This is a genomic window from Pseudomonas sp. JR33AA (genome assembly GCF_021378985.1).
GTDB lineage: Bacteria > Pseudomonadota > Gammaproteobacteria > Pseudomonadales > Pseudomonadaceae > Aquipseudomonas > Aquipseudomonas alloputida.
The window spans coordinates 139,038-164,772 of sequence record NZ_JAJSAW010000002.1 but is presented as its reverse complement, the minus strand read 5'-3'; the positions used below and the strand labels follow the sequence as shown (position 1 = coordinate 164,772).

The window sequence follows — 25,735 nt, the reverse complement described above, 5'->3', positions numbered from 1 at the left end:
GAAAGGGCCGGATCAGGCACTACAAAGCCCAGACCCTTACTCCATCTCGATGATCACCTGCTCCTGCCACATTTGCGGCAGTTTCTTGGAGGTGGCTTCCCAGGCTTCGGCATTCTTGATCGGCTGGGCAGCACCGTACTGTTCGTTGGGCAGCAGCTTGGCCTGCACGTCCGCCGGCAGCTTCAGGTGCTCGGCCCGGATCGGCCGCGCATGGCCCTTGGCCAGGTTGATCTGCCCGGCGTCGCTGAAGATGTATTCACGGGTCAGCTTGGCCGCGTTGGGGTGCTTGGCGTACTTGTTGATGACCGTGGTATAGCCGGAGATCACCGAACCATCCGAGGGAATCAGCACTTCAAAACGTTTTGGGTCGATCTGTTCACGGTAGCTCAGGCCGTTGAAGTCCCACACCACGCCGACCTCGACCTCGCCCTTCTCGATGGTCTGGATGGTCGGGTTGGCCAGCGACAGGCGCTTCTGCTGCGCCAGCTTGGTGAACAGTTGCAGGCCTGGCGCCACGTTGGTCTCGTCACCTTTGTAGGCGATGGCTGCAGCCAGCACGCCGTTGGCGGCCTGGGCTGCTGTGCCGACGTCACCGATGGCGACCTTGTACTTGCCTTTTTCCAGGTCATGCCAGGTTTTCGGCCGCTCCTCCTCCTTGACCAGGTCCTTGTTGATGATGAAGGCGATGGTGCCGGTATAGGCCAGCGCCCAGTGGCCGTCCTTGTCCTTGGCCCATTCCGGCACCTGGTCCCAGGTGCTTGGCTTGTAAGGCTGGCTGACGCCCTTGGTCACCGCGATCGGGCCGAAGGCGGCCCCCACGTCACCGATGTCGGCGCTGGCGTTGTCCTTTTCGGCTTCGAACTTGGCCAGCTCCTGGGCCGAGCTCATGTCAGTGTCGCTGTGCTTGAGGCCGTACTTGCTGGCCAGGTCTTCCCAGGTGCCTTTCCAGTTGGCCCAGGCGTCGGGCATGCCCACGCTGTTGACAGTGCCTTCCTTGCGGGCGGCGTCTTCCAGGGCCTTGAGGTCAGTGCCGGCGGCCATGGCCGAGGTGCACAACGCGATGGCCGAACCAAGCAGTGACGCCATGAAGAACTTTTTCATCCGAAGCTCCTTTGGGTGGGTGCCTTTGCGATCGTTGTTCTGGGTAAAGCCGTTGCAAGCCTTTGACTGGCACCTTTGGTCTAGGTCAGCAAACCTTGAGCCAAGGTAGGCCGCTTGCGTGACAGTTTGATGTGGGGAGGGGGCCGGCAAGGGCCCTGAAACTACAGCGTAGACCAGGTAATCGCCGCGGTTCTGCTGGCTTGGCGCGTTTCTGGCAGTGCCTGGCCCAAGCTTTGTCACAGGATGTTCATCAGCCCTGCATAGGCTTGCACTATTCTCAATCTGCCCTGTGATGGGGCTGGACTAGTCCAGATAGGTAACCTTTTGATGCAGTCGACGCCCCCGCGTGCGGTAACAGCCATCTGCCATGCCCTGCAGGAGCAGATCGTGCATGGCCTGCTGGCGCCGGGCGGCAAGCTGCCGGCCGAGCGGCGGCTCAGCGAGGTGTTCGACACCACGCGCATTACCCTGCGCGAGGCGTTGGTGCAGTTGGAAGCCCAAGGCTTGATCTACCGCGAAGAGCGCCGAGGCTGGTTCGTTGCGCCGCAGCGCTTGACCTACGACCTGATCGAGCGCAGCCACTTCCATGCCATGGTGCGCGATCAGGGGCGGGTGGCCAGTACCGAACTGCTGTCGGCGAGGCTGCAGCCGGCTTCGGCGGCCATCTGTGCACGCTTGCAGTTGCCGGCGTTGTCCAGCGTGGTGCGTGTCTGCCGGTTACGGCGGATTGACGGGCGGGCGGTGCTGTATGCCGAGCATTACCTCAACCCCCGGTACTTTCCAGGCATTCTCGAACACGACCTGGCGCAGTCACTGACCGAGATTTATGGGCGGGTGTATGGCATCGAGTACGGGCAGGTGTGCTTCGAGATCCTGCCGACAGCGTTGCCGGTGGAGGCGGCAAGCGCTTTGAAAGTGTCGGCGGGCAGCCCGGGGTTGCACATTACCCGGGTCAACAGCGACCAGCATGGGCACTTGATCGACTGTGACCTCGAGTATTGGCGGCATGATGCGATCCGCATTCGTGCCCAGGCTGGATGAGGTGTGCCTTCTGCGCGGGTAAACCCGCTCCTAAGCACCGGTTCCTGTCATCCCTCCCCCACCGGCTGTCACCACCTGCACCGACAACCGCGGCGTCGCCAGGTCCAGCCCGGCTTCATCCAGCTGCCGCTTCAAGGCCAGGTTGAACGCCCGCGACACCTCCCACTGCTTGATCGGTGCGGTCTTGAACCGCGCCCGCAAGATCGCCGACCCTGACTCGAAGCTCTCCACCCCCTGCAGCTCCAGCGGCGACCAGATATTGCGGCGCATCAGCGGGTCATTGCGCAGCTTCTGCCCCACTTCGCGAACCAGCGTGATCGCCTGGTCGATGTTCATGTTGTGCGGGATTGCCACGCGAAAGATCGCGTAGCCGAACTCCCGCGAGTAGTTCTTGATGCTCTTGATTTCACTGAACGGGATGGTATGCACAATGCCGTCGATGTCGCGCAGGCGCACGGTACGAATGGTCAGCCCTTCCACCGTGCCCAGGTGGCCGCCAACATCCACGTAGTCGTCAATGGCCAGCGAATCCTCAATGATGATGAACAGGCCGGTGATCAGGTCGGCTACCAGCGACTGCGCGCCAAAACCGATGGCCAGGCCGATCACACCGGCACCGGCCAGCAGCGGGGTGACATTCATGCCCATGTTGGCCAGGGCGACGATGACCGCGATGATGAAGATGACCACGAACATCACGTTGCGGATCAACGGCATCATGGTTTGCGCACGGGCGTTGGCCAGCCCCCGGCGCGAGCGCACCAGGGCGTGGTGTACGGCGGTGTCGGCAAGGATCCACACCAGCCAGGCCACGATCAGCGTGCCGGCCAGGCCCAGCAGGCGCAGGCTGATGTCATGGCCGTCGCCCTCGGCGAAGCTGATCATCGACACGCCCCAGACGCGCAGGCCCAACTCGATGAACACCAGCCAGATGAACAGGTGCACCAGCAGGTAGCCGAAGTTGCGCAGGCGCTCGGTGTACACCGCCTGGCGCTTGCCGGCCCGCTTGGGGTTGGCAGCATGGCGGCGCACCAGGCCGTTGAGCACCATGCACACCACCACCAGCACGGTGCACATCAGCGACTGGCGCAGGGCGGTGCTGGTGTCGCCGGCGGAGACGAAGGTGGCGAACAGCGAGATGGCCACCAGGATCAGCGCCGGAATGAACCAGAAGCTGCCGAGGATTTCGATGGTATCGCTGAGGGTGCGTCGGGTCAGGCGCCGCGACAGTGGCTGGTTGCGGATCAGGTGGGCGATCGGCCTACGAAAGCGCAGGATGAACAGCCCGGTGCACAGTGCCGCAATCACATTGGCCAAGGTAGCCAGGGTGTGGGCCAGGTGGGTACCGAGGGCAACCAGCATGCGTGGATCGCTCATCGCCTCGCCAAACGCGGCGAAGCTGCCGATCAGCCACAACGGGCGAAACGCCTGGCGCCGCAGGATGTGCAGGGCGCGGTGGCGGTGTGGGCCGTCGAGCAAGGAAAAGGCGATGACACAAATGGCCGAAAAGCAGGTACCGACCACCAGTGCGTAGGCCAGCACCATGGCCAGGGATTTGCCCAGCGATGGCGGCAGCACGAAACTCAGGTACACCGTGAACACCAGCGCTACCAGCCATGGGCCTAGCTTGCGCAAGGCAAAGCGCACCAGGTCCCAGGTACGCGGGTGCTGTGGCAGTTCTTCGCTCAGGCCAAAGCGCAGGCGCACCCGATGGCCGACCCAGTTGAAGGCGTAGGCCAGCACACTCCACACGACAATCACTGCAGCAAAACCGAACAGGATTGGCGGCCACTGGTGCACGGGCACCACCAGCTCGGTCAGTTCGGCCTGGGCCTGCTGAATTTCCGCGGCCCAGCGGTGGAATGGACTGGCATCGCCGCTGAACTGTTTTTCAAAGTCATGCAGGGCACCGCCGATCAGGCCGAGTACGCCCTGTTCAACGCTGGGTTGCGATTGCCGGGTGGCGTCGCGCAGTTTTTTCAGGTCGGCCAGCAGCTTGGCCCGTTGCTGGTCGTTCTCGAGGTTCTTGATCACCTCGTCCAGCGACTTGCCCAGCGGTTCGGTGGCTTCTGGCTGCGCGGGGGCACTGCCGCCCAGCAGGCCAGGCAAGCCCGCCGCTTGTACCGGGGCGATGAAAAGCAATAGCAACAGGAACAGGTAACGCAGGAGGGCAGGCACTGGCAAATCTACCTCAGGTCAAACGATTGACCGAGTGTAGAGGTTTATGTCGGCAGTTTCTCGAGGATCTTCCAGCAGGTGAGGCCGAAAATACCCAGGGTGCCGACCCACATCATCAGTACACCGATGTTGCGTTCGCGCATGCTGAAGCCGATGGTCAGCAGCATCAGGAACAGGAACACCGGAACGAACAGTGACAGGAACGGGGACATGGACAGCAATCCTTTTGCAGTGGGGCCATGTAACAAGCATAGCGCTTGGCAAGCGAGGCGTGATTGACCTTGGGCAGGTGGAAGCAGGACCGGCCTATTCGAGGCGTCGAACCGCCGCGAACAGGCCGGGCCTGCCTATATCAAGGCAGTTCGCGGCTGCGGTAGAACGCGGTCAGTACCTTCACCAGGTGCGCCAGGTCATGGCTGCCACACAGCTCGCGAATGGAATGCATGGCAAAGGTCGGCAAACCGATATCCACGGTGCGCACACCCAGGTGGCTGGCGGTGATCGGCCCGATGGTCGAGCCACAGCCCATGTCGCTGCGCACCACAAAGCTTTGCACCGGTACTTCCTCAGCCATGCACAAGTGGCGGAAGAACCCGGCAGTCTCGCTGTTGGTGGCGTAGCGCTGGTTGTTGTTCACTTTGATTACGGGCCCGGCGTTGAGCTTTGGCCCGTGGTTGCCGTCATGCTTGTCGGCGTAGTTGGGGTGTACACCGTGGGCGTTGTCCGCCGACACCATCAGCGAGCGCTGGAGGGTGCGCACATAGGTGTCGCCATCGGGCAGCAGGCGCTGCAGGGTCTGCTCCAGCATCGGGCCATCGGCACCGCAGGCCGAGCAACTGCCGACTTCTTCGTGGTCGTTGCACACCAGCACACAGGTTTCGTCGCTGTCGGCGGCCAGCAGGGCCTGCAAGCCGGCGTAGCACGACAACAGGTTGTCCAGGCGGGCGCCGGCGATGAAGTCGCCATTCAGGCCGATCAGCGCGGCGTCCTGCGTGTCATAGAAGCTCAGCTCGTAGTCCAGCACCACGTCGGCGATCAGCTCGTGCTCGCGGGCCAGTTGCTCGGTGAGCAGGGCGCGGAAGTCGACGCGTTCGTCACCGGCCACTTGGGCGAGGATGGGGGGCAGTTCGTTCTGCGGGTTGATCGCCCAGCCTTCGTTGGCGGTGCGGTTCAGGTGGATCGCCAGGTTGGGGATGATCGCGATTGGCAGCTTGAAGTCGATCAGCTGGCTTTCGACCTTGCCGTCACGGCGGTAGGTAACGCGGCCGGCCAGCGACAGGTCGCGGTCGAACCACGGTGCCAGCAACGCGCCGCCATACACTTCCACACCCAGTTGCAGGAAGCCCTGGCGCTGCAGCTCGGGCTGAGGCTTGACCCGCAGGCACGGGCTGTCAGTGTGGGCGCCGACCATGCGGATACCATTGAGCAGGGGCGCCTGCTGGCCCAGCTTGATGGCGATGATGGAAGACTCATTGCGGGTGACGTAGTAGCGGCCGCCCGCCTCGGTGTCCCAGCTGTCGCGCTCGTCCAGGCGCTTGTAGCCGGCCGCCTCAAGGCGCTGGACCAGGCTGGCGGTGGCATGGAAGGGCGTGGGGGAGGCCTTGAGGAATTCGATAAGGCCGGTATTCAGTGCGTCGCGCATAGCTCACTCCAGACAGCAGTGGCGCGAGTTTAACGCAGAATGTCGACAGTTTGTGTCTGCATCTTCGCAGCTAAGCCGCACCCACAGGTGTTACACGGCCCCTGAGCGCAGCGCGGTCCCTGTAGGAGCGGCTTTAGCCGCGAAGAGGCCGGTACAGGCCCTGCAAAATCAGAACGGTGCCGGGCACTCGAACTTCAACCGCTGCCCAGACACCGGGTGGGTAAAGCTCAGCATCGAGGCATGCAGGCACAGCCGTTCATGGGCCGCCAGGGCTTGCGGGTTGGCGTACAGGCGATCACCCAGCAGCGGGTGGCCGATGGACAGCATATGCACGCGCAACTGGTGCGAACGCCCGGTGATCGGCGTCAGCTCCACCCGGCAGTAATCGCCGCAGCGCTCGACGATACGCCAGAAGGTCAGGGCGTGCTTGCCCTGCACGTGGTCCACCACATGCCGTGGTTTGGTCGGTGGGTCGTAGCGCAGCGGCAGGTCGATGCTGCCGCTGTCCAGCGCCGGCTGGCCCCAGCACAGTGCAGTGTAGGCTTTTTCGGTTTCACGGTCGTGAAACTGGCGCGACAGTTCGCGGTGGCTGTCGGCATCGCGGGCCAGCAGGATGATGCCGGAGGTTTCCCAGTCCAGACGGTGCACGATCAGCGCATCGGGGTAGCCGTTTTCCTGCAGGCGGGTGATCAGGCAGTCCTTGTTGTCCTCGGCACGGCCAGGTACCGACAGCAGCAGGGTCGGTTTATCGATCACCAGGATGGCGGCGTCTTCAAAGAGGATCTGGACATTCGACAGCGGCATTGCAGGTCTCACGAAAATAGCAGTAAACGCAGGGGCCGCCTTGCGGCCCTTCGCGGGCAAGGCCGCACCTACAGGGAATGCATATCCTTTGTAGGAGCGGGCTTGCCCGCGAAGGGCTGCAAGGCAGCCCCAAATTGTCGACTACGCGGATCAGCGATCCGGCAGGGTGATATTCAGCTCCAGAATCGAGCAGCTGCCCTGGTTTTCCAGCTCGATATGCACATCATCGTTGCCGATGTTCACATATTTGCGGATCACTTCCAGCAGTTCTTTCTGCAGCGCGGGCAGGTAGTCCGGTTCGCTGCGTTGGCCGCGCTCGTGCGCCACGATGATCTGTAGACGCTCTTTCGCTACCGACGCGCTGGTCTGTTTCTGTCTGCCACGAAAGAAGTCAAAAAGGTTCATGGTTTATTTGCTCCCGAAAATGCGCTCGAAGAATCCCTTCTTCTGTACATCGATGAAGCGCATCGGCTTCTCTTTGCCCAGCAGGCGGTCGACCGCATCACTGTAGGCCTGGCCGGCATCGCTCTGGTCATCGAGAATGACCGGGATACCTTGGTTGGACGCCTTGAGGACGGCCTGCGATTCCGGGATCACACCCTTGAGTTTGATCGACAGGATTTCTTCCACGTCAGCCACGCTCAGCATTTCGCCTTTGACGACGCGCTCCGGGTGGTAGCGGGTGATCAGCAGATGCTCCTTGATCGGCTCTTCGCCGTTTTCGGAGCGGCGTGACTTGCTCGACAGAATGCCCAGCATGCGGTCGGAGTCACGTACCGACGAAACCTCCGGGTTGGTCACCACGATGGCTTCGTCAGCGAAGTACATGGCCAGGTGAGCACCTTTTTCGATACCGGCCGGCGAGTCGCAGATGACGTACTCGAAGTCCTTCTTCAGGTCCATCAGTACCTTTTCCACGCCTTCCTGGGTCAGCGCGTCCTTGTCACGGGTCTGGCTGGCGGCCAGCACGTACAGGTTCTCGAGGCGCTTGTCCTTGATCAGGGCCTGCTGCAGGTTGGCTTCGCCGTTGACCACGTTGACGAAGTCGTACACCACGCGGCGTTCGCAGCCCATGATCAGGTCGAGGTTACGCAGGCCCACGTCGAAGTCGACAATGACGGTCTTGTGGCCGCGCAGTGCGAGGCCGGTACCAATGGCGGCGCTGGTAGTGGTCTTGCCCACACCCCCCTTGCCGGAAGTAACCACGAGAATCTTGGCCAAGGTGTTTCACCCCTAAAAATAGTCGGGACACTTGTCCCTGCAAAAAACTGAAATAGCTAGATAAAGGCAACGGTAAAAAAGTTGCTCTAAAAATGCTGGCAAGTATCCGTTAAAGACGGGTGATGTTCAACACGTCACCAGACAGGCTGACTTGCACGCTGGTACCCCACAGCGGATCCCGGCGCAGGTCTTCGCAGACTTTGTACTGGCCGGCGATCGAGACCATTTCGGCGGTCATCTGCTGGCAGAAGATACGCGCCTTGGTGTTGCCCTTGATGCCGGCCAGGGCGCGGCCGCGCATGGCGCCGTACACATGGATGTTGCCATCGGCCAGAAGTTCCGCACCTGGGCTGACCGAAGCCGTCACAACCAGATCACCTCCCTGAGCGTAGATCTGTTGGCCGCCGCGTACTGGCGAAGTAATGATGCGGGTCGGGCGCACCTCGGGTTCGGGGGCAGGGGCTGGCGTCGGGGCCGGTTCGGGCTTTTTGACCACCTCGGGCTCGGGCTCCAGCGGCCGTTCGCGGGCCCCTGACGGTGGCAGCACCGGCAGGTCGATGGCGATGGCGGCGGCGATGTCCTCGATGCGGTTGGCGCGAATGGCCAGGGTACGCAGGCCGTGGTGGCGGCAGATCCGCATCAAGCCGGGCAGGTCGATCGCCCCTTCGTCGGCCGGCAGCTTGTCCAGCGCCAGCACCAGTGGTGTATTGCTGAAGAAGTTCGGGGCCTGGGCGACTTTGGCCGCCAATTGGCGGTCGAGGGCTTCAAGGTCATTGCGCGCCAGTTCCAGTACCGTAATGGCGAGCATGCTGCCCTTGAGCTGGAACACGGAGGCGGTGTCGGGTGTGTGGTTTGGGCTCATGGTCTGCATAGACGGCTTGTTGCGAAAAAAGTGCCCTGACTTATAACGAGAACACCGGTTGCCCGCAACATGCGCTGATCCGTTGTAGAATGCGCGGCCTTTGTCTTTCCGGATGCTTCAATGGAACGCCCGCGTTTTCGTCGCTATTACCTTCACCCCAAGTTCTGGGGCCTGTGGCTGGGCCTGGGCCTGCTGTGGCTGGTGGTCCAGTTGCCGTACCGGGTGCTGCTGAGAATCGGTGCCGCGCTGGGCGCCGTCATGTATCGCTTCGCCGGTGAACGTCGGCGCATCGCCGCGCGCAACCTGGAGCTGTGCTTCCCGGAGCTGTCGGTCGACGAACGGCAGCGTTTGCTCAAGGCCAACTTCGCCTCAACCGGCATCGCCTTCTTCGAAATGGCCATGAGCTGGTGGTGGCCCAAGGCCAGGCTGGCGCGTCTGGCCCACATCGAGGGCCTTGAGCACCTTCAGGCCGCCCAGCAGGCGGGGCAGGGCGCGATCCTCATGGCGGTGCACTTCACGACCCTGGAAATCGGCGCCGCGCTGCTCGGCCAGCAGCACACCATCGACGGCATGTACCGCGAACACGGCAATGCACTGTTCGACTTCATCCAGCGCAGCGGCCGCGAGCGCCACAACCTGGATTCGCTGGCGGTGGAGCGCGAGGACGTGCGTGGCATGCTCAAACTGCTGCGCGCTGGCCGGGCGATCTGGTACGCACCGGACCAGGACTACGGCGCCAAGCAGAGCATCTTCGTACCGTTTTTTGGCATCCCCGCGGCGACGGTGACCGCTACCACCAAGTTTGCCCGTCTGGGCAAGGCGCAGGTGATTCCGTTCACCCAGAAACGCCTGGAGGATGGCAGCGGCTATCGTCTGGTCATCCACCCGCCGCTGGCGGACTTCCCCGGCGAGAGCGAGGAAGCCGACTGCCTGCGCATCAACCAGTGGGTTGAACGTGTGTTGCGCGAGTGCCCCGAGCAATACCTGTGGGCGCACCGGCGGTTCAAGTCGCGGCCCGAAGGGGCGCCGCGGCTGTATGACAAGAAGAAGCGCTGAAGACATATCAACCCCAGGAAGGACGCCATGGCACCCACCCCGGTAACCGGTCTCATCCTTTCTGGCGGCGGCGCCCGCGCCGCCTACCAGGTCGGCGTGCTGGCGGGCATCGCGGAGTTGCTGCCCGCCGGCGCGCACAACCCGTTTCCGGTCATCGTCGGCACCTCCGCCGGGGCCATCAACGCTGTCACACTGGCCAGTGGTGCGGTGCACTTCAACGACGCCGTGCAGCGGCTCACTGCCTTCTGGCAGCATTTTCGCAGCCATCTGGTCATTCGCAGCGACTGGCCCGGTGTCGTGCGCCAGGCCAGCCGTTTCGTTGGCCACAGCCTGCTGGGGCTGGGCGGCCAGGCGCCCGTGGCGCTGCTCGACAGCAGTCCGTTGCGCAGCCTGCTGCAAACGCACCTGAACCTGGATGGCATCGACCACGCCTTGGCCGCTGAGCAACTGCGCGCCGTGGCAGTGACCGCCTTCGGCTACGAGTCCGGCCAGGCGGTGACCTTCTATCAGGGCCGCGGTACCATCGAGGCCTGGCTGCGCCACCGGCGTATCGGCGTACCTGCACCGTTGACCATCGACCACTTGCTGGCCAGTGCGGCGATTCCGCTGCTGTTCGCCCCCGTGCAACTGGGCGGTGAGTATTACGGCGACGGTGCAGTGCGCCAGTCGGCGCCGATCAGCCCGGCCCTGCACCTGGGCGCCAGCCGGGTGTTGGTGGTCGGGGTCAGCGGAAACCCGCAGCGGCCAGCGCCACCGGTGGCGCCCCAGCGTGTGTTCAGCGGGCAGCAGCCGAGCCTGGCGCAGATTGGCGGGCACATGCTCAACAGTACGTTCATTGACAGCCTGGAAGACGATATCGAACTGCTGCAGCGCCTCAACCACTTGAGCGGGCTGTTGCCGGCGCACCTGGATGCCCGGCGCCTGGGGCTGGCACCGATCGACGTGCTGGTGGTGGCGCCCAGCCAGCCGCTGGATGAGATTGCCGCTCGGCACCGGCGCGAGTTGCCGGCGGCGTTACGCCTGTTTTTACGTGGGCCGGGGGCGACGCGCACCAGCGGGGCGGGGGTGTTGAGCTATTTGCTGTTCGAGGCCAGTTATTGCAGTGAACTGATCGAGCTGGGGCGCAAGGATGCCTTGGCCAAGAAGCGCGAGCTTTGCGAATTCCTGGGGATTTGATGTCGCCTGTGCGGGCCCTTTCGCGGGTGAACCCGCTCCTACAAAGGGTTGTGCAATAGCTGTGCAGGCGCGAAAGGGCCGCAGCAGGCTTATTCGGCTATCTGTAACTTGCGCGCCTGGGTATACACATACCGCACCTTTTCATACTCGAACGGCGAGTTGAGCTGGCCATAGCGGAAATGGGTGGTGTAACGCTTGTCCACCACGCGCAGGGCGAAGATTTCCGGGTGATCGGTGCTGGCTTCGGCCACGTTCAGGTAGTTGACCGCCTGCTCTCCCGCATAGTCCACCACCAGCCCGGTGGTATCGCGCAGGTTCGATGGCCCTAGCACCGGGAGCATCAGGTACGGCCCATCCGGCACGCCATAGAAGCCCAGGGTCTGGCCAAAGTCCTCGCTCTGACGCGGCAGGCCCATGCGGGTCGCCGGGTCCCACAGCCCACCCACGCCGATAATCGTGTTGAACATCAGCCGCGCAGTGATTTCTGCCGAGCGCTTGGGCTTGAGCTGCAACACACTGTTGAACAGGTTCGGCACATCGCCAAGGTTGTTGAAGAAGTTGCTCACCCCCGTGCGCACGAACGTTGGGGTTACATACTGATAGCCATTGACCAGCGGCAGCAGCACCCATTGGTCCAATCGGTAGTTGAAGTGATAGATGCGCCGGTTGATCGACTCCAGGGGGTCGTACACGTTCAACGCCTGCAGGGTTGAGCGCTCGAACTCGCGCTGGTCCAGCCCCGGGTTGAATTTCAGCTCACGCAGCGGGTCGACGAAGCCATCGGCTTCGGGCACCAGTGGCGCGGTGCCGATCACCTGCGGGTCAGCCTCGACCACACTGGCTCGGGGGGCGGTTTCGGCCGCCAGGGAGTGGCCGGCGGCAAGCAGGGCAGTGGCGAAGAGGAGTTTGTTAACCACGGAAGAACTCCAGCATGGCGTCACTGTTGACGCGGTAGTTGAGGTTGCCGCAATGGCCGCCATGGGGGTAGAGGGTCAGCCGTTCACCGAACACCTTGCGCAGGAAGCCAATGTCGCCAGGGCCGAGAATGACGTCGTCGGCGTTGTGCATCACGGCGATCTTGTCACTGCTGCGCAGGTAGTCTTCCAGGGCATACAGGCTGACCTGGTTGACCAGTTGCAGGATGCTGTTGCCGTCGGTGCGGGCGCGCCACATCGGAATTACCTGTTCGGTCATGTAGCAGTCGAAGTCGCACTGCAGGGCGCGCTTGAAGAACGGTGTCAGGCTGCTGCCTTCGGTGATCGGGAACTTCGGCGGAATGATCAGGCCACGGCGGTTGATCAGGTCGGAAGTGAAGGCGATGTCGGCTGCCGAGAAGCGGAACGAAGTGCCGATCAGCATGGCCATCTGTTCGTTGGACAGGTGCTGGCGCGACTGCTGGAAGTCGTACAGCAGGGCATCGTTCAGGTCGATGTAGCCCTTGTCCTGGAAGTAGCGAGTGAGTTTTTCCAGCATCAGCTCGTAGAACGTGGTGCTGCGGTCGATGCCCTTGACCTGGGTTTGTACCAGCTTGTCGAGGTTGTTGATCGAGGTGTAGAGGTTGACCGGTGGGTTGAGCAGCAGCACACGCTTGAAGTTGAAGCTGCGGCGGGTTTCGTCCAGGTGGCTGACGAAGGCGGCGTCGAGCGCACCCAGGCTGTAACCGGTGAGGTAGAAATCACTGACTGGCAGGCGTGGATGCTGGGCGCGCACGGCCTGCATGACCCGGTACATGTCTTCGGCGTCTTCCTGGCTGATGCCGGGGGTAGCAAAGCGCGAGGCGGCACTCATGAAGTCATAGCTGGTGGGCGATGACAGTTGCACCACGTGGAAGCCGGCCTGGTAGAACAGCTTCTTCAGGTATTCATTGATGCTGCTGCTGTAGGGCGCACCGGTGCCGGCGATGATGAAGATCAGCGGCGCTTCGCGATCCTGGCGGGCCAGGCGGTACTTGAGCTTCTTCACTGCCCAGAAGTTGTCGGGCAACGTGAACTCACGTTCCGGGCGCAAGTTCAGGCTGTAGTCGGACTGATTGATTTCATCGTCGCTGGGCAGGTCAGGGCGCTTGTCCGGCGGCGTGGTGGCGATGGTGGCCTCGAACGGGTTGGTAAGAGGGTAGCCATAGCTGGCAGCGTCGATATCCCGCGCTGAAGCGGCCACAGCCATGAGCAAGCTGCCGAGCAGGGCAGCGAGGCGCAAAGATCGAAGCATGTAATCCCCCAAAAGAACGCAAGGTCGAGCAGTGTGCAGGCTAGGACCACAGCCAGGCGGGCAAAGTTGCCCGCTGCGGTGGCCTTTGGCGTACTTGCTATCTGCAACATAGCCGCCGGGGTGTGATTTTGCCTTAGAAACGGGCATAAGCGATCATGGATGCTTTCGATTACCGCTATTGGAGAACAGGATGTCTCGTTCGCTGCCGACGGTGCTGCTGGTGCTGTTTCTGGGGCTTTGGCTCGCGGCCAGTTATGGTGTGCGCTACGCATTGATGGAGGATGGCCAGTGGGTTGGCCTGTGCGCAGTGCCGACGGCGTACTGGCAGTGCGAGGTGCGTTCGTTGCTGGGGTTGGGCATCCACCATCAGGTGATGGCCTGGGGCGGGCTGGGCCTGGCGCTGCTGGCCCAGTTTGTGTCCGCGCGGGCCGGCGGGTGGCTGGCGGTGTTGGCGCTGGTGTTCGCGGTGCCGGCGCTGGTGCTGTACACCGCCAGCATTGCAGTGTTTGCACTGGTACTGGCGGGGTTGCGCCTGGTCAGGCAACCCCCATTGTAAGCAGCTGAGCGTACCTATGGGCTCAGGGGATATGCGGTATCAAGCCTGTCGCACCCGCAAGCTGCGCCACAATGCCGCCGTCATCACCACACTGACCACCGCCCAGCCCCAGGCCTGCTGGTTTTCGAGCCCTTCGACAAACAACTGCGGTGCTACCCCGGCGCCGACGATGAACGCCAGCAAAGCCACCTCCGCCCGCCGCGCCCGCACCGGCCACAGTACATACACCAGCGCAGGCAAGGCCAGCGCTGCGCTGGGGAAGCTGCGGTAGCGCGGGTCGAACACCATGGCCAGCATGCTTACCGCCGCAGCAAAGCCCGCCGCCAGCAACAGCCATCCGGCTCGCACCTGCAACCAGGCGAACAAGCGCTCACGCCAGCCGGCGCGCTGCGCCAGCGCCAACAACGTATGGGCCAATACCAGCAGGTTCAACCCGGCCAGCATCAATGCCCACAACCATTCCCCGGCAAAGCGCGCATGGGTACGCATCAATTCGCCCCACAGGCCCAGGCAAGCGGCGCCAAACGCTGCCAGCAGCGGCAGCAGCAAGGCTGCAATCGGTGTAGCGGGGCGCCCGGCCAGCACCAGCATGATCACCGTCAGCACGGCGCTGGCCAGCAACCACTGCGGCCAGTCATGGAGGTTGCTCACTGGCCCTTCGAGCACGCCCTTGTCCTGCCGGTCGGCATCGTATAGCCCCCAGTAACCACCCACTGCGCCCTCATTGGCGCGTTTCCAGGGTTGATCGAAGGCTTCGATCAGGTTGTAGTGCCAGCCATTGCGCTCGGCCATGGCCACGAAGCCACGGATGAAGCGCGCCTCATTGACCCGGCTGGGTACCGCCGTTTCGCGTTGACGGCCTTCGCTGGGCCAGCCGGTTTCGCCAATCAGTATGTCCTTGGGCGCGAAGCGTGTGCCGAACACCCGGCGCACATCGGCAACGTGGGCCAAGGCATCGTCGATGCCACGCGGGTCGTCCTCCCAGTAGGGCAGCAGATGGATGGTCAGAAAGTCCACTGCCGGGGCCACCTGCGGGTGCTGCAGCCAGAACTCCCAGACATCGGCGTAGGTTACCGGCACCTTGACCTGGCGCTTCACCTGCGCGATCAACTTGGCCAGGTGGGCACCGGTCACCTCCTTGCGCAACAGTGTCTCATTGCCGACGATCACCGCGCTGACCACGTCAGGGTTGGCATTGGCAGCGGCAATCAGCAGGTTGATTTCCCTTTCGGTGTCGGCCGGGTGGGCGTTCACCCAGGCGCCCAGCATCACCTTCAACCCATGCTTGCGTGCCAGCGCCGGAATTGCCTCAAGACCGCTCATGGAATAGGTGCGGATGCACTGAAACCGCTCGGCCAGTAATGCAAGGTCGGCATCCATCCGCGCTGGGCGCAGGCGAAACGGTTGGTCGTAAGGCGACTGGTCTTTGTCAAACGGCGTGTACGAAGCGCATTGCAGCTTGTGCGCGGGGCTGGCCGCATCGGGCAGCTGCACAGGCTTGCCAAGCCCGTACCAGAGCGCCCCCAGCCCGAGCAGTGCCAGCAGGCAGGCAAGCAGGTATAACGGCAATAACAGGCGGCTACAACTGGGCATGTGGCGGTCCATCGTCTGGCACAAAAGGTTAGATAGTAGCCCGGCGCCAAACCTTTGGCATGCAAGGATCGCGCAGGCCGAGGTAGGCCGATGGCGCTAATGGCATAGTGCTGTCGCATATGGGGCGGGTGCAGGTCGCAGCTGGATCAGGTCGACTTGTGTTGCAGGAAGATGATGCAATCTCCAAGACCTGACGAGGGGATGCTTTGATGGCAACTTTGAAAAAAATGCGACGTTTACTGGGTGTGGGCACCGCCCTGGTAATGGCCATGAGCGCTGCACAGGCAATGGCCAAAGAAGTAAGCATTGGTTACGTGGATGGTTGGGCCGACAGCGTGGCGACCACCAACGTGGCCGCCGAAGTAATCAAGCAAAAACTCGGCTATGACGTGAAGTTGCAGGCCGTGGCCACGGGGATCATGTGGCAGGGTGTGGCCACTGGCAAGCTCGATGCGATGTTGTCGGCCTGGTTGCCCGTGACCCATGGTGAGTACTGGGCCAAGAACAAGGACAACGTGGTCGACTACGGCCCGAACTTCAAGGACGCCAAGATCGGCCTGATCGTCCCCGAGTACGTCAAGGCGGTGAGCATCGCCGACCTCAAGACCGATAACAGCTTCAAGGACAGGATTGTCGGCATTGACGCAGGCTCCGGTGTGATGCTCAAGACCGACCAGGCGATCAAGGACTATGGCCTGACGAGTTACAAGTTGCAGGCCAGCTCGGGTGCGGCGATGACTGCGGAACTGGGCCGTGCCTATGCCAAGCAGCAGTCGATTGCGGTGACCGGTTGGGTTCCGCACTGGATGTTCGCCAAGTGGAAGCTGAAGTTCCTCGAAGACCCGAAAGGCGTCTATGGCGCGGCAGAAACCGTGAACAGCATCGGCAGCAAGGAGCTGGCAACAAAGGCACCGGAAGTGGCGGAGTTCCTGAAGAAGTTCAACTGGCAGTCCAAGGACGAGATTGGCGAGGTGATGCTGGCGATTCAGGAAGGGGCCAAGCCTGAAGCGGCAGCCAAGGACTGGGTCGCCAAGCACCCTGATCGTGTGAAGGAGTGGACGGGCAAGTAACAACCTTCCAGGGCCAATGTGGTTTCTTCGCGGGTAAACCCGCTCCTACGGGAGCGGGTTTACCCGCGAACGGGTCATCACTTTGTTACGCAATCGGTAAAACACCGTTGCATCTAAGACTAAGGTCGTCTGGTTGGCGTCCATCGGCAGCATAAAGTAAGGGTGTGGGTTCCATCCCGTATCTGTGCTGCTAGGACAAAAACAATGAACGACAGCATTTACCTCTCGATACAAAACAGCCCCCGTTTCAAGGAGCTGGTCACCAAACGCGAACGGTTTGCCTGGATTCTCTCGGCGATCATGCTCGGCCTGTACTGCGCCTTCATCCTCCTGATCGCCTACGGTCCTCATCTGCTGGGCGCCAAGCTCAGCCCTGAGTCATCGATTACCTGGGGCATTCCCCTGGGCGTCGGTCTGATCGTTTCGGCATTCGTCCTGACCGCCATCTACGTGCGCCGTGCCAACGGCGAATTCGATGAGCTGAACAAGGAAATCCTGAAGGAGGCGCAACAATGATTCGCCAAGTCAAAGCCCTGGCCGTACTGGCCTGCGGAGCCTTCGCACCCGCTGTGTGGGCCGCCGATGCCCTGACCGGCGAGGTGCAGAAACAACCGCTGAACGTTTCCGCCATCGCCATGTTCGTGGCCTTCGTCGCCTTCACCCTCGGCATCACCTACTGGGCCTCCAAACGCAACAAGTCGGCATCGGACTATTACGCTGCCGGCGGCAAGATCACCGGCTTCCAGAACGGCCTGGCGATTGCTGGCGACTACATGTCGGCCGCTTCGTTCCTGGGTATTTCCGCGCTGGTGTTCACCTCGGGTTATGACGGCCTGATCTACTCGATCGGCTTTCTGGTTGGCTGGCCGATCATCCTGTTCCTGATTGCCGAACGCCTGCGCAACCTGGGCAAGTACACCTTCGCCGACGTGGCCTCGTACCGCCTCGGGCAAAAGGAAATCCGCACCCTGTCGGCCTCCGGTTCGCTGGTGGTGGTGGCGTTCTACCTGATCGCGCAAATGGTCGGCGCTGGCAAGCTGATCGAGCTGCTGTTTGGCCTGGACTACCATGTGGCGGTGATCCTGGTGGGTATCCTGATGTGCCTGTACGTGCTGTTCGGCGGCATGCTGGCCACCACCTGGGTACAGATTATCAAGGCTGTGCTGCTGCTGTCCGGTGCCAGTTTCATGGCGCTGATGGTCATGAAGCACGTAGGCTTTGACTTCAATACGCTGTTCTCCGAAGCGATCAAGGTACACGCCAAGGGCGAGGCGATCATGAGCCCCGGCGGCCTGGTCAAAGACCCGATCTCGGCATTCTCCCTGGGCCTGGCACTGATGTTCGGTACTGCCGGCCTGCCGCACATCCTGATGCGCTTCTTCACCGTCAGTGACGCCAAGGAAGCGCGCAAGAGCGTGCTGTACGCCACCGGCTTTATCGGCTACTTCTACATCCTCACCTTCATCATCGGCTTTGGTGCGATCCTGCTGGTCAGCACCAACCCGGCCTTCAAGGACGCCGCAGGCGCTCTGCTGGGCGGCAACAACATGGCCGCGGTGCACTTGGCCAATGCGGTGGGTGGCAGTGTGTTCCTCGGCTTCATCTCGGCGGTGGCCTTTGCCACCATCCTGGCGGTGGTGGCTGGCCTGACCCTGGCCGGTGCCTCGGCGGTGTCCCACGACCTGTACGCCAGCGTCTGGCGCAAGGGCAAAGCCAACGACAAGGACGAGATCCGCGTATCGAAGATCACCACTGTGGCCTTGGGGGTACTGGCGATCGGCCTGGGGATTCTGTTCGAGAAGCAGAACATCGCCTTCATGGTCGGCCTGGCGTTCTCCATTGCCGCCAGCTGCAACTTCCCGGTACTGCTGCTTTCGATGTACTGGAAGAAGCTGACCACCCGCGGCGCCATGATCGGCGGCTGGCTGGGCCTGGTGAGTGCGGTGACGCTGATGATCCTTGGCCCGACCATCTGGGTACAGATTCTCGGCCACGAAAAGGCAATCTACCCGTACGAGTACCCGGCGCTGTTCTCGATGGCCATTGCCTTCGTCAGCATCTGGTTCTTCTCGGTTACCGACAAGTCCAAGGCGGCTGAGGATGAGCGCGCGCTGTTCTTCCCCCAGTTCGTGCGTTCGCAGACTGGCCTGGGTGCCAGCGGGGCGGTTTCCCACTAACGCCAATCCCCTGCACTGAAGAACGTCCCGCCTGTCGGGGCGTTTTTTTATGCAGCCAGAAACAGCCTACATACATATTGATGGTCTGCCCTTAAGGTTCCTGCATGTCGTAAATGCTCAATAGATGCCGGCACAGGTGGGAACCGTTCAATGAAATTACGCTGTTTAATCACCTTCGCTCTCCTTGGCGCGGCGGGCGCCGCAGCGGCGAAGGAAGTACCGCAGGACATCAGTGTACAGGCTGTTGTGTCGGTGCCTGAATTTCAGGTGGCCTCAGTTGGCAGCTGGTGGGAAGACGTACTTCAGGCTGAGTATGACCCGGACCGGGGGGTCTTCAAGCAAATTGAAAAAGAGGTGTTTGTTAAAAGTACCTATGGCCCGATTTACGCGAAAACAGACCGTTCGGATTATCGGTTTACGCGGGTGGGCGGTGCAGAAGCGCCCCGTCGATACCACATCATGTTGAATCGCAAAAAAATGGGCACAGCACCCGTTGAGATCGTCAGTGCTGCTGAGGCCGCTCAGGGGAAAAACATCCAATTCAGGTTCTATCCGATGGCGGAAGCGTCGTCGACTCGCATGCCCGGCACCTACGTCACGCAAGCCACCTTGATGTTTGAAACAGGGGCGCCCTGATTCACAACTTTCAATCGGGTGCCCCAGGGTGCCCGCTATTTGTTGATGTGCAACCGTTAAAGGAAGTTTGACGTGAAATCCTATGTATTGGCTGTCCCTTTCATTGCTTTGTTCGCCGGTGCCGCTGTCGCGTCCGCCCCTGAGCCGATCAGCCGGAATATTTCAGTGACCGCGATCATTCCCGGAAATGATTTTTCGGTGGCCCCGGTAGGGGACTGGCTGGACAGAGGCGTGACGCTTGAATATGAGCCGGAACGCGAAGACTTCAAGGCGGTCAATGAAAAGTTTTCGGCACAAAGTGATGTGGGCGCTATTCAGGCCCATCTGCTGGAAACAGCAGCGTTGCAAGACTCACAAACCGACGAAAAGATTAACCTTGCCATCACCGTGGGGGGTAAGCAGTTGGGGTTGACGCCCGCGGAGGTCATGAGCGCGGAAGATGCCAAGGTCGGCAATGATCTTCCCATTACGTTCAATGCCATCAAGCCTGATGCAGGTTATGTGAAGGGTGAGTATGCCGGGGTAGTGAGAGTGTTGTTTGAAACTTCTTCCACCAGCCTTTGATTGAAGCAGTGCCGCCTGCCTCAACTGACTGGATGATTACCAGTGTAGGGGCAGGTGTTGAAGTGGATTGAAGCATGTTCCAGTTTGCTGCACCCGGCCATGCACTTGCTGTCTGGCTGCTGGGTGCTGCCTGCCTTTTGCCCCTCGAAGTGTCAGCCGAGCGCGCGTCCAGTGCCACTGACCTGAATACATTCGGGCGTTTGCCTGAAGACTTCGAGGCGCACTTTTTCGAGGTGCCACTTGCCGTGCGAGTGGAACTGGATCAGCGCTATCTCGGTGATGCCATGGTGGTGCTGAGCCGTGATAACCGTGTGCAGTTGCTGGCGTTTACCGACACTGAGCAGAGCGCAGAGCCGGCCACACTCAGGCAGTTATGGCAACAGCGCCTGGAGGGCGGGCGCATGCTGGGCGATTGCCTGCAAAACTGCCCGGACGGGCTGCAGGCTATCCATTACAGCCTTGCCAATTCCCAGTTGTCATTGCTGACGTCCAATGCCGAGAAGCTGGAGCAGGACACGCTCTTCCACCGCCTCCCGGAGCAGAGCAACGCTGGGTTGCTGCTGCGTAACCAGCTCAACCTGGTCAATGATGGCAATCAGACCACGGGCAGAATCGGCCTGCTCGGTCAGGGCAACCTGCATAACTGGACGACGCTTGCCGATGCACGCGTGGAACGCACCCCAGCTGAGCAGGGCGATATGCGTTACCGCATGAACCAGCTTTACGCGCAGAGCCTGCATGAAGCGCATTTCTTTCGGCTGGGTTACTTCTCCACTGACTCACAAGGCCTGGTGCGCCAGCCAGCGCTACTCGGGCGCCGCCCTGATAGCACGCTTGGCTTGATGCTGGGCAGCAGTGACAGCCTGTTGATCGACAATGGCCAAGCCAGCGCCATCCCGGTCTACGTCACGCCGAACCGCCCAGGTATCGTCGAAATCTATCGCAATGGTTCGCTGATCAACAGTCAGCCGGTACAGCCCGGTTTACAGGCGCTCGACACGCGGGTATTGCCCGGCGGCATCTACGATGTGGAGCTGCGTTTGCTCGAAGACGGCCTGGAGACTTCGCGCAGCGAAGTGTCCATCTACAAGCCCAGCCGATGGCAGAACATGGATAACCGCTGGCGCTACAACCTCTACCTCGGCCAGCAGGTCGAGCTGCTGAGCAACTCGGATGGCAGTCGTGAACAGAGCCCGGTGTTCGGTGCTCTTTCCAACTACCTGATGCATCCTGCTGCGGTGCTGGGGTTGTCAGTGCAACAGGTCGATGCTGACCTGCAGTTGGGTACCTCGCTGGACTGGGACGTGCATGAACGGTTCAAGCTTTACGCCAGCCTCAATCAGACCCAGGGCCTGGGCAACGGCGGCGATCTGCAGTTGACCTATACCCACCCTTGGGGCTCGTTGTTGCTGAGCCACAACCAGACCTGGCTGGAGCCTGGCAGTAACGGTCGCGACGATACTTCACAGCGTCAGGTGCGCAGCCGCACCGCCTTTTCGATCAACCAGCGGGTAACCTCGCGCAGTTCAGCGACGCTGCGCCTGGAACACAGTGCGGGCTCGGCAAGCGGCCTGGGTGCCGACCTGAGCTGGGCGTTCTACGGAAAACTGCGGGGGCATCAGAGCAGTGTTCGCCTGTCACTTTTCGACAGGCCTGGAACGCGCAGCAGCGCTGGTGTCCGCAGCCGCGGCGTCAACGTTGCTGTAAGCATGAAGCTTGAGCACGATGGCAGGCAGCTTGGGGTCGATGTGGGTAGCCGCGCCTCGCGTGAGGGGGGCAATGACCCCTATGCTTCGCTGTGGTATCGGCAGAACGTCGACCTGGGCCCCGTGCACAGCCTGGGGGGCAGCGCGACGCTCGATGGCTATGGCACCAGCCTGGCGGCCAATGGGCGCTTCCACAGCCAGGCGCTGCAGGGCGATGCCTATGCCCAGAGTTCCTCTTTCAACAATAACCTCAGCGGTGGCCTCAACCTGGAAAGCACCCTGGCGCTGAGCGCCGGGAAGCTGGCCATGGGTGGCAGCAACCTGCCGCTCGAAGCCGGCTTGATCATCGATGTCGAAAGCGACCTGCACGGTGTGAAACTGCGCGCCAACGATGGCCAGGGCATGAGTGCAGTGCTGCATCCCGGCCGCAATATCGTGCCGGTTACGGCGTTCAAGTCGGGCCATGTGCGCTTCGACTTCGACACGAAGGACGTGCCGCCAGCACAGATCCAACCTTTTGCGGTGGACTATCACCTCAACCGCGGTGGGGTGGGGTACCACTCAGTGAAGGTCATGCGAACGGTCACCGTGTTTGGCCGGCTGCTCGACGGGCAAGGCCAGCCACTGCAGGGCGCGCATGTGGTCAATGACGCCGGGCGCACGGTTGTCGAGGTGGATGGCTATTTCAACGTCGAAATGAGTGAGTCACGGCCCACCCTGGAAGTTCGACATGGCACGGCAGGCAACTGCCTTCTGACATTAACGCCGGACAACTTTGAGCGCGAGGATGATTTGCTGATCGTGGGTGATCAGCAGTGTGTGCCCCCTGTGGGCTGAGCCGGCTTTCGGCGTGAAGCTGTAGAGGGCCCGATTCCCGGGTCGATGAATTGGATGTTGAGTAAACAGAGGTTGAAGATGCACAGGTTCATATTTCACTTGTCACCCTTGTTGTTCGTTGCGCTGATGCTGCCCTGGTTTGCCCAGGCCGGGCCACAGCTGGATGTCGGCGCGCTCTATGATTACCTCGAGCCAGGCAAGGGCACCTATGCCAAACGTATCTACAACCGGGGGGACAGTACCGCCTTCGTCAAAGTCAGCGTGGTGGAGTTGGTCTACGACGGCCAGGCCGAACCCCGTGAGGTGGACGTCGATGAGTTGCCCTTCGACCAGCGCAGCGTTGTTGCCAGCCCAGCGCGGATGATCATCCCGGCACGCGGCATGCAGGCCGTGCGCTTGCTGTATCGCGGTGAACGGAACCAGGAGCGTTACTACCGGCTGCGCTTCGTCCCGGTGGTGCCGGAACAGGATGACAGCTTCGCACTGGATGAAACGGAGCTTGACGCTTACCGCAAAGAACTCAGTGCCGGTGTGCAGTTTCTGGCCGGCTACGGCACCATTTTGATTACCAAGCCTGCTGCCACGCGGTACCAGACCTCGATCGAGCGCGTCGGTGGGAAATGGACCGTGCGCAACGAGGGCAATGCGACGGTGCTGCTCGACAACGTCGAGGCCTGTGTGTTGGTCCAGGACGCGTGTGATCCTCCTGCCAAGTACCATCTTCGCCCCGGGCGTACGCGCGAGTTCGTCGAGAAGCCTGGTGTTGAACATCGCTTCGAACTGGTGGAAGGCGATGCGCGCAAAGCCATGAACTTCAAGGCAGAGTGAGAGGTAGGGGCATGTTTGGCAAGTGTGCAATGCTGGTACTGCTGTCTGGCGTGTTGGGTTCGTCGTGGGCGCAAGCGGCCGACATTACGCTCAAGCTGCGTTACCGCGGCGAGACCAGGCAATTTGAAAACCTGACACCCCGGTCGTCACCTGTCTGTACTCAGTTGCCGCAGCTTTGTGGCCATCCATTGCAGGATTTGCTGGATGTGGGGGTCGAGTACTCGAAAACAGTCGATGGCGAAGGCGCCGATGGTTTCTACCTCTCGGCACCTGTTCAGCCGACGCCGCTATTGATGGTCCGTGATCAGACCGGCGAGCAGGTCAGCATGGACTTTGCCATTACCCATCTGGGCGGGGCGGTTACTTCGGACGATGGGGCGCCTACGCTCGCAGCGCGCACGGGCCTGGACTCGAGTGGTTGCCAGGTTGCGTTGGCGAGCGCGGCGCATCGCTTGTTTCTGTGGTCGCCAGCCAGCAACGGATGTTGGGCCGACCTCAACGCAGCGAATGCAAGCACTTACCATGTGAGTCACCTTACGCTGGGTTACAGGCTGAAGACGCCTTTGCCGGCGAGCTTGAAGTCGGGCGTCTACCGAGGGCGGGTGGTCTATTCGGTAGGCCCCGACAGGGATATAGGTCTGGGCTCGAGCCGAACGGTCTCCGGGCTCACGGCCGATTCAGTGGCGATCAACGTCGAACTGGAGGTCGTGCATGACCTTGAGGTGCGTTTTGAGCCGGGTTCCGAGCAGGTGGTACTGGTGCCGCAGCAGGCGCATGGGCATGGGGGCCGAGGACGGGGTGTGACCGAGAAACTGGAAAAAGACGTGGGCTTCAGCCTGACTGCCAGTGGGCCATTCAACGTCTGGGCGCTGTGCAGCACCGGGCTGGATAGGACGTGCGAACTACGGTCCGCCAACGGGAAGGGCATACCGCTGTACCTGGCAATGACGTTGCCAGGGGTTTCCTACAATGGCCGTTCGCTCTATCGGCAGGCAATGTCCTTTGGCGGGGCTGAGAACGCCATGAGCCTGGAAGTCCCGCCAGAGGGTGTGACCGGCAGCCAAGGGCAGTTGCATTTTCATGTATACCCTCGCGGCCACACCCAGGAACAGGACATGTTGCCTGGTATCGAGTATCAGGCCGTCGTGACGATGGTGTTCGATGCGAACCTGTAGGATGGCAACCGGGTGATGTGACCCGCTTGCCATTCATCTCAGTGGCAGTTTGAGGTGATTATCCACAGCGCGTCATATCATCCCAAGCAACAGTAATACCAACAGAATCACCAGCACCACGCCGATTATGCCGGAAGGGCCATAGCCCCAGCTGCGCGAGTGGGGGAAGACCGGTAAGCCACCGATCAGCAGCAGAATCAGGATGATGATAAGGATCGTGGTCATGTCAAAGTCCTTGCGTGATTAGGGGGCAAGAGCCTGAGATTGCTGGCCTCTCGATAATTCGGACCGGTGCGGGTTGGTAAAGATTCCATCCCCGTGCAGCCGTCCACCCAATCATGGCCGCCCATTCACTACCCTGATGAATCCTCCCGGAGGGCGACGCCTTGATTACACTCGCCGGACTCCCTGTCAGAACAAGGCCTGCGACCATGCAAAAACGCATCATGATCACCGGCGCCGGGTCCGGGCTCGGCCGCGAGATCGCCCTGCGCTGGGCACGAGAGGGCTGGCGCCTGGCATTGGCCGATGTCAACGAAACCGGCCTGCGCGAAACGCTGGAGCAGGCTCGCCAGGCCGGTGGCGACGGCTTCGTCCAGCGCTGCGATGTGCGCGACTACAGCCAGCTGACGGCCCTTGCCCAGGCCTGCGAAGAGAAGTTCGGTGGGGTCGATGTGATCGTCAACAACGCCGGTGTCGCTTCGGGCGGGTTCTTTGCCGAACTGTCGCTGGAAGACTGGGACTGGCAGATCGCGGTCAATCTGATGGGCGTGGTCAAAGGCTGCAAGGCCTTCCTGCCACTGCTGGAGCGCAGCAAGGGGCGCATTGTCAACGTTGCCTCGATGGCAGCACTGATGCAGGGCCCAGGCATGAGCAACTACAACGTGGCCAAGGCCGGTGTGCTGGCCTTGTCAGAAAGCCTGCTGGTGGAATTGCGCCAGGTGGAGGTGGCGGTGCACGTGGTGTGCCCGTCGTTCTTCCAGACCAACCTGCTGGATTCGTTCCGCGGGCCGAACCCGGCGATGAAGGCGCAGGTGGGCAAGCTGCTCGAAGGTTCGCCGATCAGTGCAGCGGATATCGCCGACTATATCCATCAGCAGGTCACTGCAGACGAGTTCCTCATCCTGCCGCATGAGGCAGGGCGCCAGGCTTGGCAACTGAAACGCCAGGCCCCTGAGCGGCTGTACGACGAGATGGCCGAAATGGCGGTGAAAATGCGGGCAAAAGCCCCGTCGCGATAATTGGTCTGTAGGAGAAGTTACGCAAATGCGTAAGGGGCTTCTGAATCGCAGTGGAGCTATTGA

Annotated in this window: 25 protein-coding genes; 13 read left to right on the top strand and 12 right to left on the bottom strand. The window is 61.6% G+C overall.

Annotated elements, in window-relative coordinates:
* Positions 1-36 precede the first annotated feature (36 nt).
* Positions 37-1,101: an ABC transporter substrate-binding protein gene (locus LVS58_RS04030; RefSeq protein ID WP_233689983.1), complete on the bottom strand. Its 1,065-nt coding sequence runs from the start codon at positions 1,099-1,101 to the stop codon at positions 37-39.
* 327 nt (positions 1,102-1,428) lie between these two features.
* Here LVS58_RS04030 and LVS58_RS04025 point away from each other — a divergent pair, with 327 nt between their 5' ends.
* On the top strand, positions 1,429-2,142 hold the full coding sequence (locus tag LVS58_RS04025; protein ID WP_233689982.1) for a UTRA domain-containing protein: 714 nt from the start codon (positions 1,429-1,431) through the stop codon (positions 2,140-2,142).
* Positions 2,143-2,172: 30 nt separating this feature from the next.
* On the opposite strand, the gene LVS58_RS04020 is transcribed toward LVS58_RS04025, so the two are convergent.
* From LVS58_RS04020 to minC, 7 genes are all read right to left on the bottom strand, one after another.
* Positions 2,173-4,320 (bottom strand): mechanosensitive ion channel family protein, encoded by a 2,148-nt coding sequence (locus LVS58_RS04020; RefSeq protein WP_233689981.1) that lies wholly within the window; start codon positions 4,318-4,320, stop codon positions 2,173-2,175.
* A gap of 44 nt (positions 4,321-4,364) precedes the next feature.
* Positions 4,365-4,532, bottom strand: a complete 168-nt coding sequence (locus tag LVS58_RS04015) for a hypothetical protein (protein WP_003252566.1) — start codon at positions 4,530-4,532, stop codon at positions 4,365-4,367.
* 140 nt (positions 4,533-4,672) lie between these two features.
* The gene (locus tag LVS58_RS04010) at positions 4,673-5,962 is read right to left on the bottom strand and encodes a M18 family aminopeptidase (protein ID WP_233689980.1); all 1,290 of its coding nucleotides are present in this window, start codon (positions 5,960-5,962) and stop codon (positions 4,673-4,675) included.
* 168 nt (positions 5,963-6,130) lie between these two features.
* Complete coding sequence (locus tag LVS58_RS04005; protein WP_233689979.1) at positions 6,131-6,766, bottom strand: RluA family pseudouridine synthase; 636 nt, start codon at positions 6,764-6,766, stop codon at positions 6,131-6,133.
* Between the two features lie 150 nt (positions 6,767-6,916).
* On the bottom strand, positions 6,917-7,171 hold the full coding sequence (minE, locus tag LVS58_RS04000; RefSeq protein ID WP_003252572.1) for a cell division topological specificity factor MinE: 255 nt from the start codon (positions 7,169-7,171) through the stop codon (positions 6,917-6,919).
* Positions 7,172-7,174: 3 nt separating this feature from the next.
* Positions 7,175-7,987, bottom strand: coding sequence for a septum site-determining protein MinD (gene minD / locus LVS58_RS03995; protein ID WP_003252574.1), 813 nt, complete (start codon positions 7,985-7,987; stop codon positions 7,175-7,177).
* Between the two features lie 109 nt (positions 7,988-8,096).
* Positions 8,097-8,858: a septum site-determining protein MinC gene (minC, locus tag LVS58_RS03990; protein ID WP_233689978.1), complete on the bottom strand. Its 762-nt coding sequence runs from the start codon at positions 8,856-8,858 to the stop codon at positions 8,097-8,099.
* Positions 8,859-8,969: 111 nt separating this feature from the next.
* On the opposite strand from minC, the gene LVS58_RS03985 reads away from it, so the two are divergent.
* Both LVS58_RS03985 and LVS58_RS03980 read left to right on the top strand, forming a co-directional pair.
* Entirely contained in the window at positions 8,970-9,905 is a 936-nt protein-coding gene (locus LVS58_RS03985; protein WP_233689977.1) for a lipid A biosynthesis lauroyl acyltransferase, read from the top strand.
* A gap of 27 nt (positions 9,906-9,932) precedes the next feature.
* A complete protein-coding gene (locus tag LVS58_RS03980) occupies positions 9,933-11,081 on the top strand; it encodes a patatin-like phospholipase family protein (RefSeq protein WP_233689976.1) in 1,149 nt (382 codons plus the stop codon).
* An 89-nt stretch (positions 11,082-11,170) separates the two neighbouring features.
* On the opposite strand, the gene LVS58_RS03975 is transcribed toward LVS58_RS03980, so the two are convergent.
* Positions 11,171-11,917, bottom strand: a complete 747-nt coding sequence (locus tag LVS58_RS03975) for an MlaA family lipoprotein (protein WP_442796437.1) — start codon at positions 11,915-11,917, stop codon at positions 11,171-11,173.
* 73 nt (positions 11,918-11,990) lie between these two features.
* Positions 11,991-13,289 carry a serine/threonine protein kinase gene (locus LVS58_RS03970; RefSeq protein WP_233689974.1) on the bottom strand — a complete coding sequence of 433 codons (1,299 nt, stop codon included), beginning with the start codon at positions 13,287-13,289 and terminating at the stop codon, positions 11,991-11,993.
* 190 nt (positions 13,290-13,479) lie between these two features.
* Here LVS58_RS03970 and LVS58_RS03965 point away from each other — a divergent pair, with 190 nt between their 5' ends.
* On the top strand, positions 13,480-13,845 hold the full coding sequence (locus LVS58_RS03965) for a hypothetical protein (protein WP_233689973.1): 366 nt from the start codon (positions 13,480-13,482) through the stop codon (positions 13,843-13,845).
* A 39-nt stretch (positions 13,846-13,884) separates the two neighbouring features.
* Here LVS58_RS03965 and LVS58_RS03960 read toward each other — a convergent pair whose 3' ends face one another.
* Positions 13,885-15,450, bottom strand: coding sequence for a glycoside hydrolase family 17 protein (locus tag LVS58_RS03960; protein WP_233689972.1), 1,566 nt, complete (start codon positions 15,448-15,450; stop codon positions 13,885-13,887).
* A 197-nt stretch (positions 15,451-15,647) separates the two neighbouring features.
* Here LVS58_RS03960 and LVS58_RS03955 point away from each other — a divergent pair, with 197 nt between their 5' ends.
* The 8 genes from LVS58_RS03955 (at position 15,648) to LVS58_RS03920 (ending at position 24,431) form a co-directional block, all read left to right on the top strand.
* The gene (locus LVS58_RS03955) at positions 15,648-16,508 is read left to right on the top strand and encodes a glycine betaine ABC transporter substrate-binding protein (protein WP_233689971.1); all 861 of its coding nucleotides are present in this window, start codon (positions 15,648-15,650) and stop codon (positions 16,506-16,508) included.
* Between the two features lie 204 nt (positions 16,509-16,712).
* Positions 16,713-17,024, top strand: a complete 312-nt coding sequence (locus tag LVS58_RS03950; protein WP_003252591.1) for a DUF485 domain-containing protein — start codon at positions 16,713-16,715, stop codon at positions 17,022-17,024.
* Positions 17,021-18,685 carry a cation acetate symporter gene (locus LVS58_RS03945; protein WP_233689970.1) on the top strand — a complete coding sequence of 555 codons (1,665 nt, stop codon included), beginning with the start codon at positions 17,021-17,023 and terminating at the stop codon, positions 18,683-18,685. The genes LVS58_RS03950 and LVS58_RS03945 overlap by 4 nt, the downstream gene beginning before the upstream one ends.
* A gap of 150 nt (positions 18,686-18,835) precedes the next feature.
* Positions 18,836-19,321: a hypothetical protein gene (locus tag LVS58_RS03940; protein WP_233689969.1), complete on the top strand. Its 486-nt coding sequence runs from the start codon at positions 18,836-18,838 to the stop codon at positions 19,319-19,321.
* Between the two features lie 72 nt (positions 19,322-19,393).
* On the top strand, positions 19,394-19,885 hold the full coding sequence (locus LVS58_RS03935) for a CS1 type fimbrial major subunit (RefSeq protein WP_233689968.1): 492 nt from the start codon (positions 19,394-19,396) through the stop codon (positions 19,883-19,885).
* Positions 19,886-19,959: 74 nt separating this feature from the next.
* Complete coding sequence (locus tag LVS58_RS03930; RefSeq protein ID WP_233689967.1) at positions 19,960-22,428, top strand: CS1-pili formation C-terminal domain-containing protein; 2,469 nt, start codon at positions 19,960-19,962, stop codon at positions 22,426-22,428.
* Between the two features lie 54 nt (positions 22,429-22,482).
* Positions 22,483-23,256 (top strand): molecular chaperone, encoded by a 774-nt coding sequence (locus LVS58_RS03925; RefSeq protein WP_233689966.1) that lies wholly within the window; start codon positions 22,483-22,485, stop codon positions 23,254-23,256.
* An 11-nt stretch (positions 23,257-23,267) separates the two neighbouring features.
* On the top strand, positions 23,268-24,431 hold the full coding sequence (locus tag LVS58_RS03920) for a hypothetical protein (RefSeq protein WP_233689965.1): 1,164 nt from the start codon (positions 23,268-23,270) through the stop codon (positions 24,429-24,431).
* A gap of 72 nt (positions 24,432-24,503) precedes the next feature.
* On the opposite strand, the gene LVS58_RS03915 is transcribed toward LVS58_RS03920, so the two are convergent.
* On the bottom strand, positions 24,504-24,656 hold the full coding sequence (locus LVS58_RS03915) for a DUF3309 family protein (RefSeq protein WP_003252624.1): 153 nt from the start codon (positions 24,654-24,656) through the stop codon (positions 24,504-24,506).
* A 206-nt stretch (positions 24,657-24,862) separates the two neighbouring features.
* Here LVS58_RS03915 and LVS58_RS03910 point away from each other — a divergent pair, with 206 nt between their 5' ends.
* The gene (locus tag LVS58_RS03910; RefSeq protein WP_233689964.1) at positions 24,863-25,672 is read left to right on the top strand and encodes an SDR family oxidoreductase; all 810 of its coding nucleotides are present in this window, start codon (positions 24,863-24,865) and stop codon (positions 25,670-25,672) included.
* Positions 25,673-25,735: the final 63 nt, after the last annotated feature.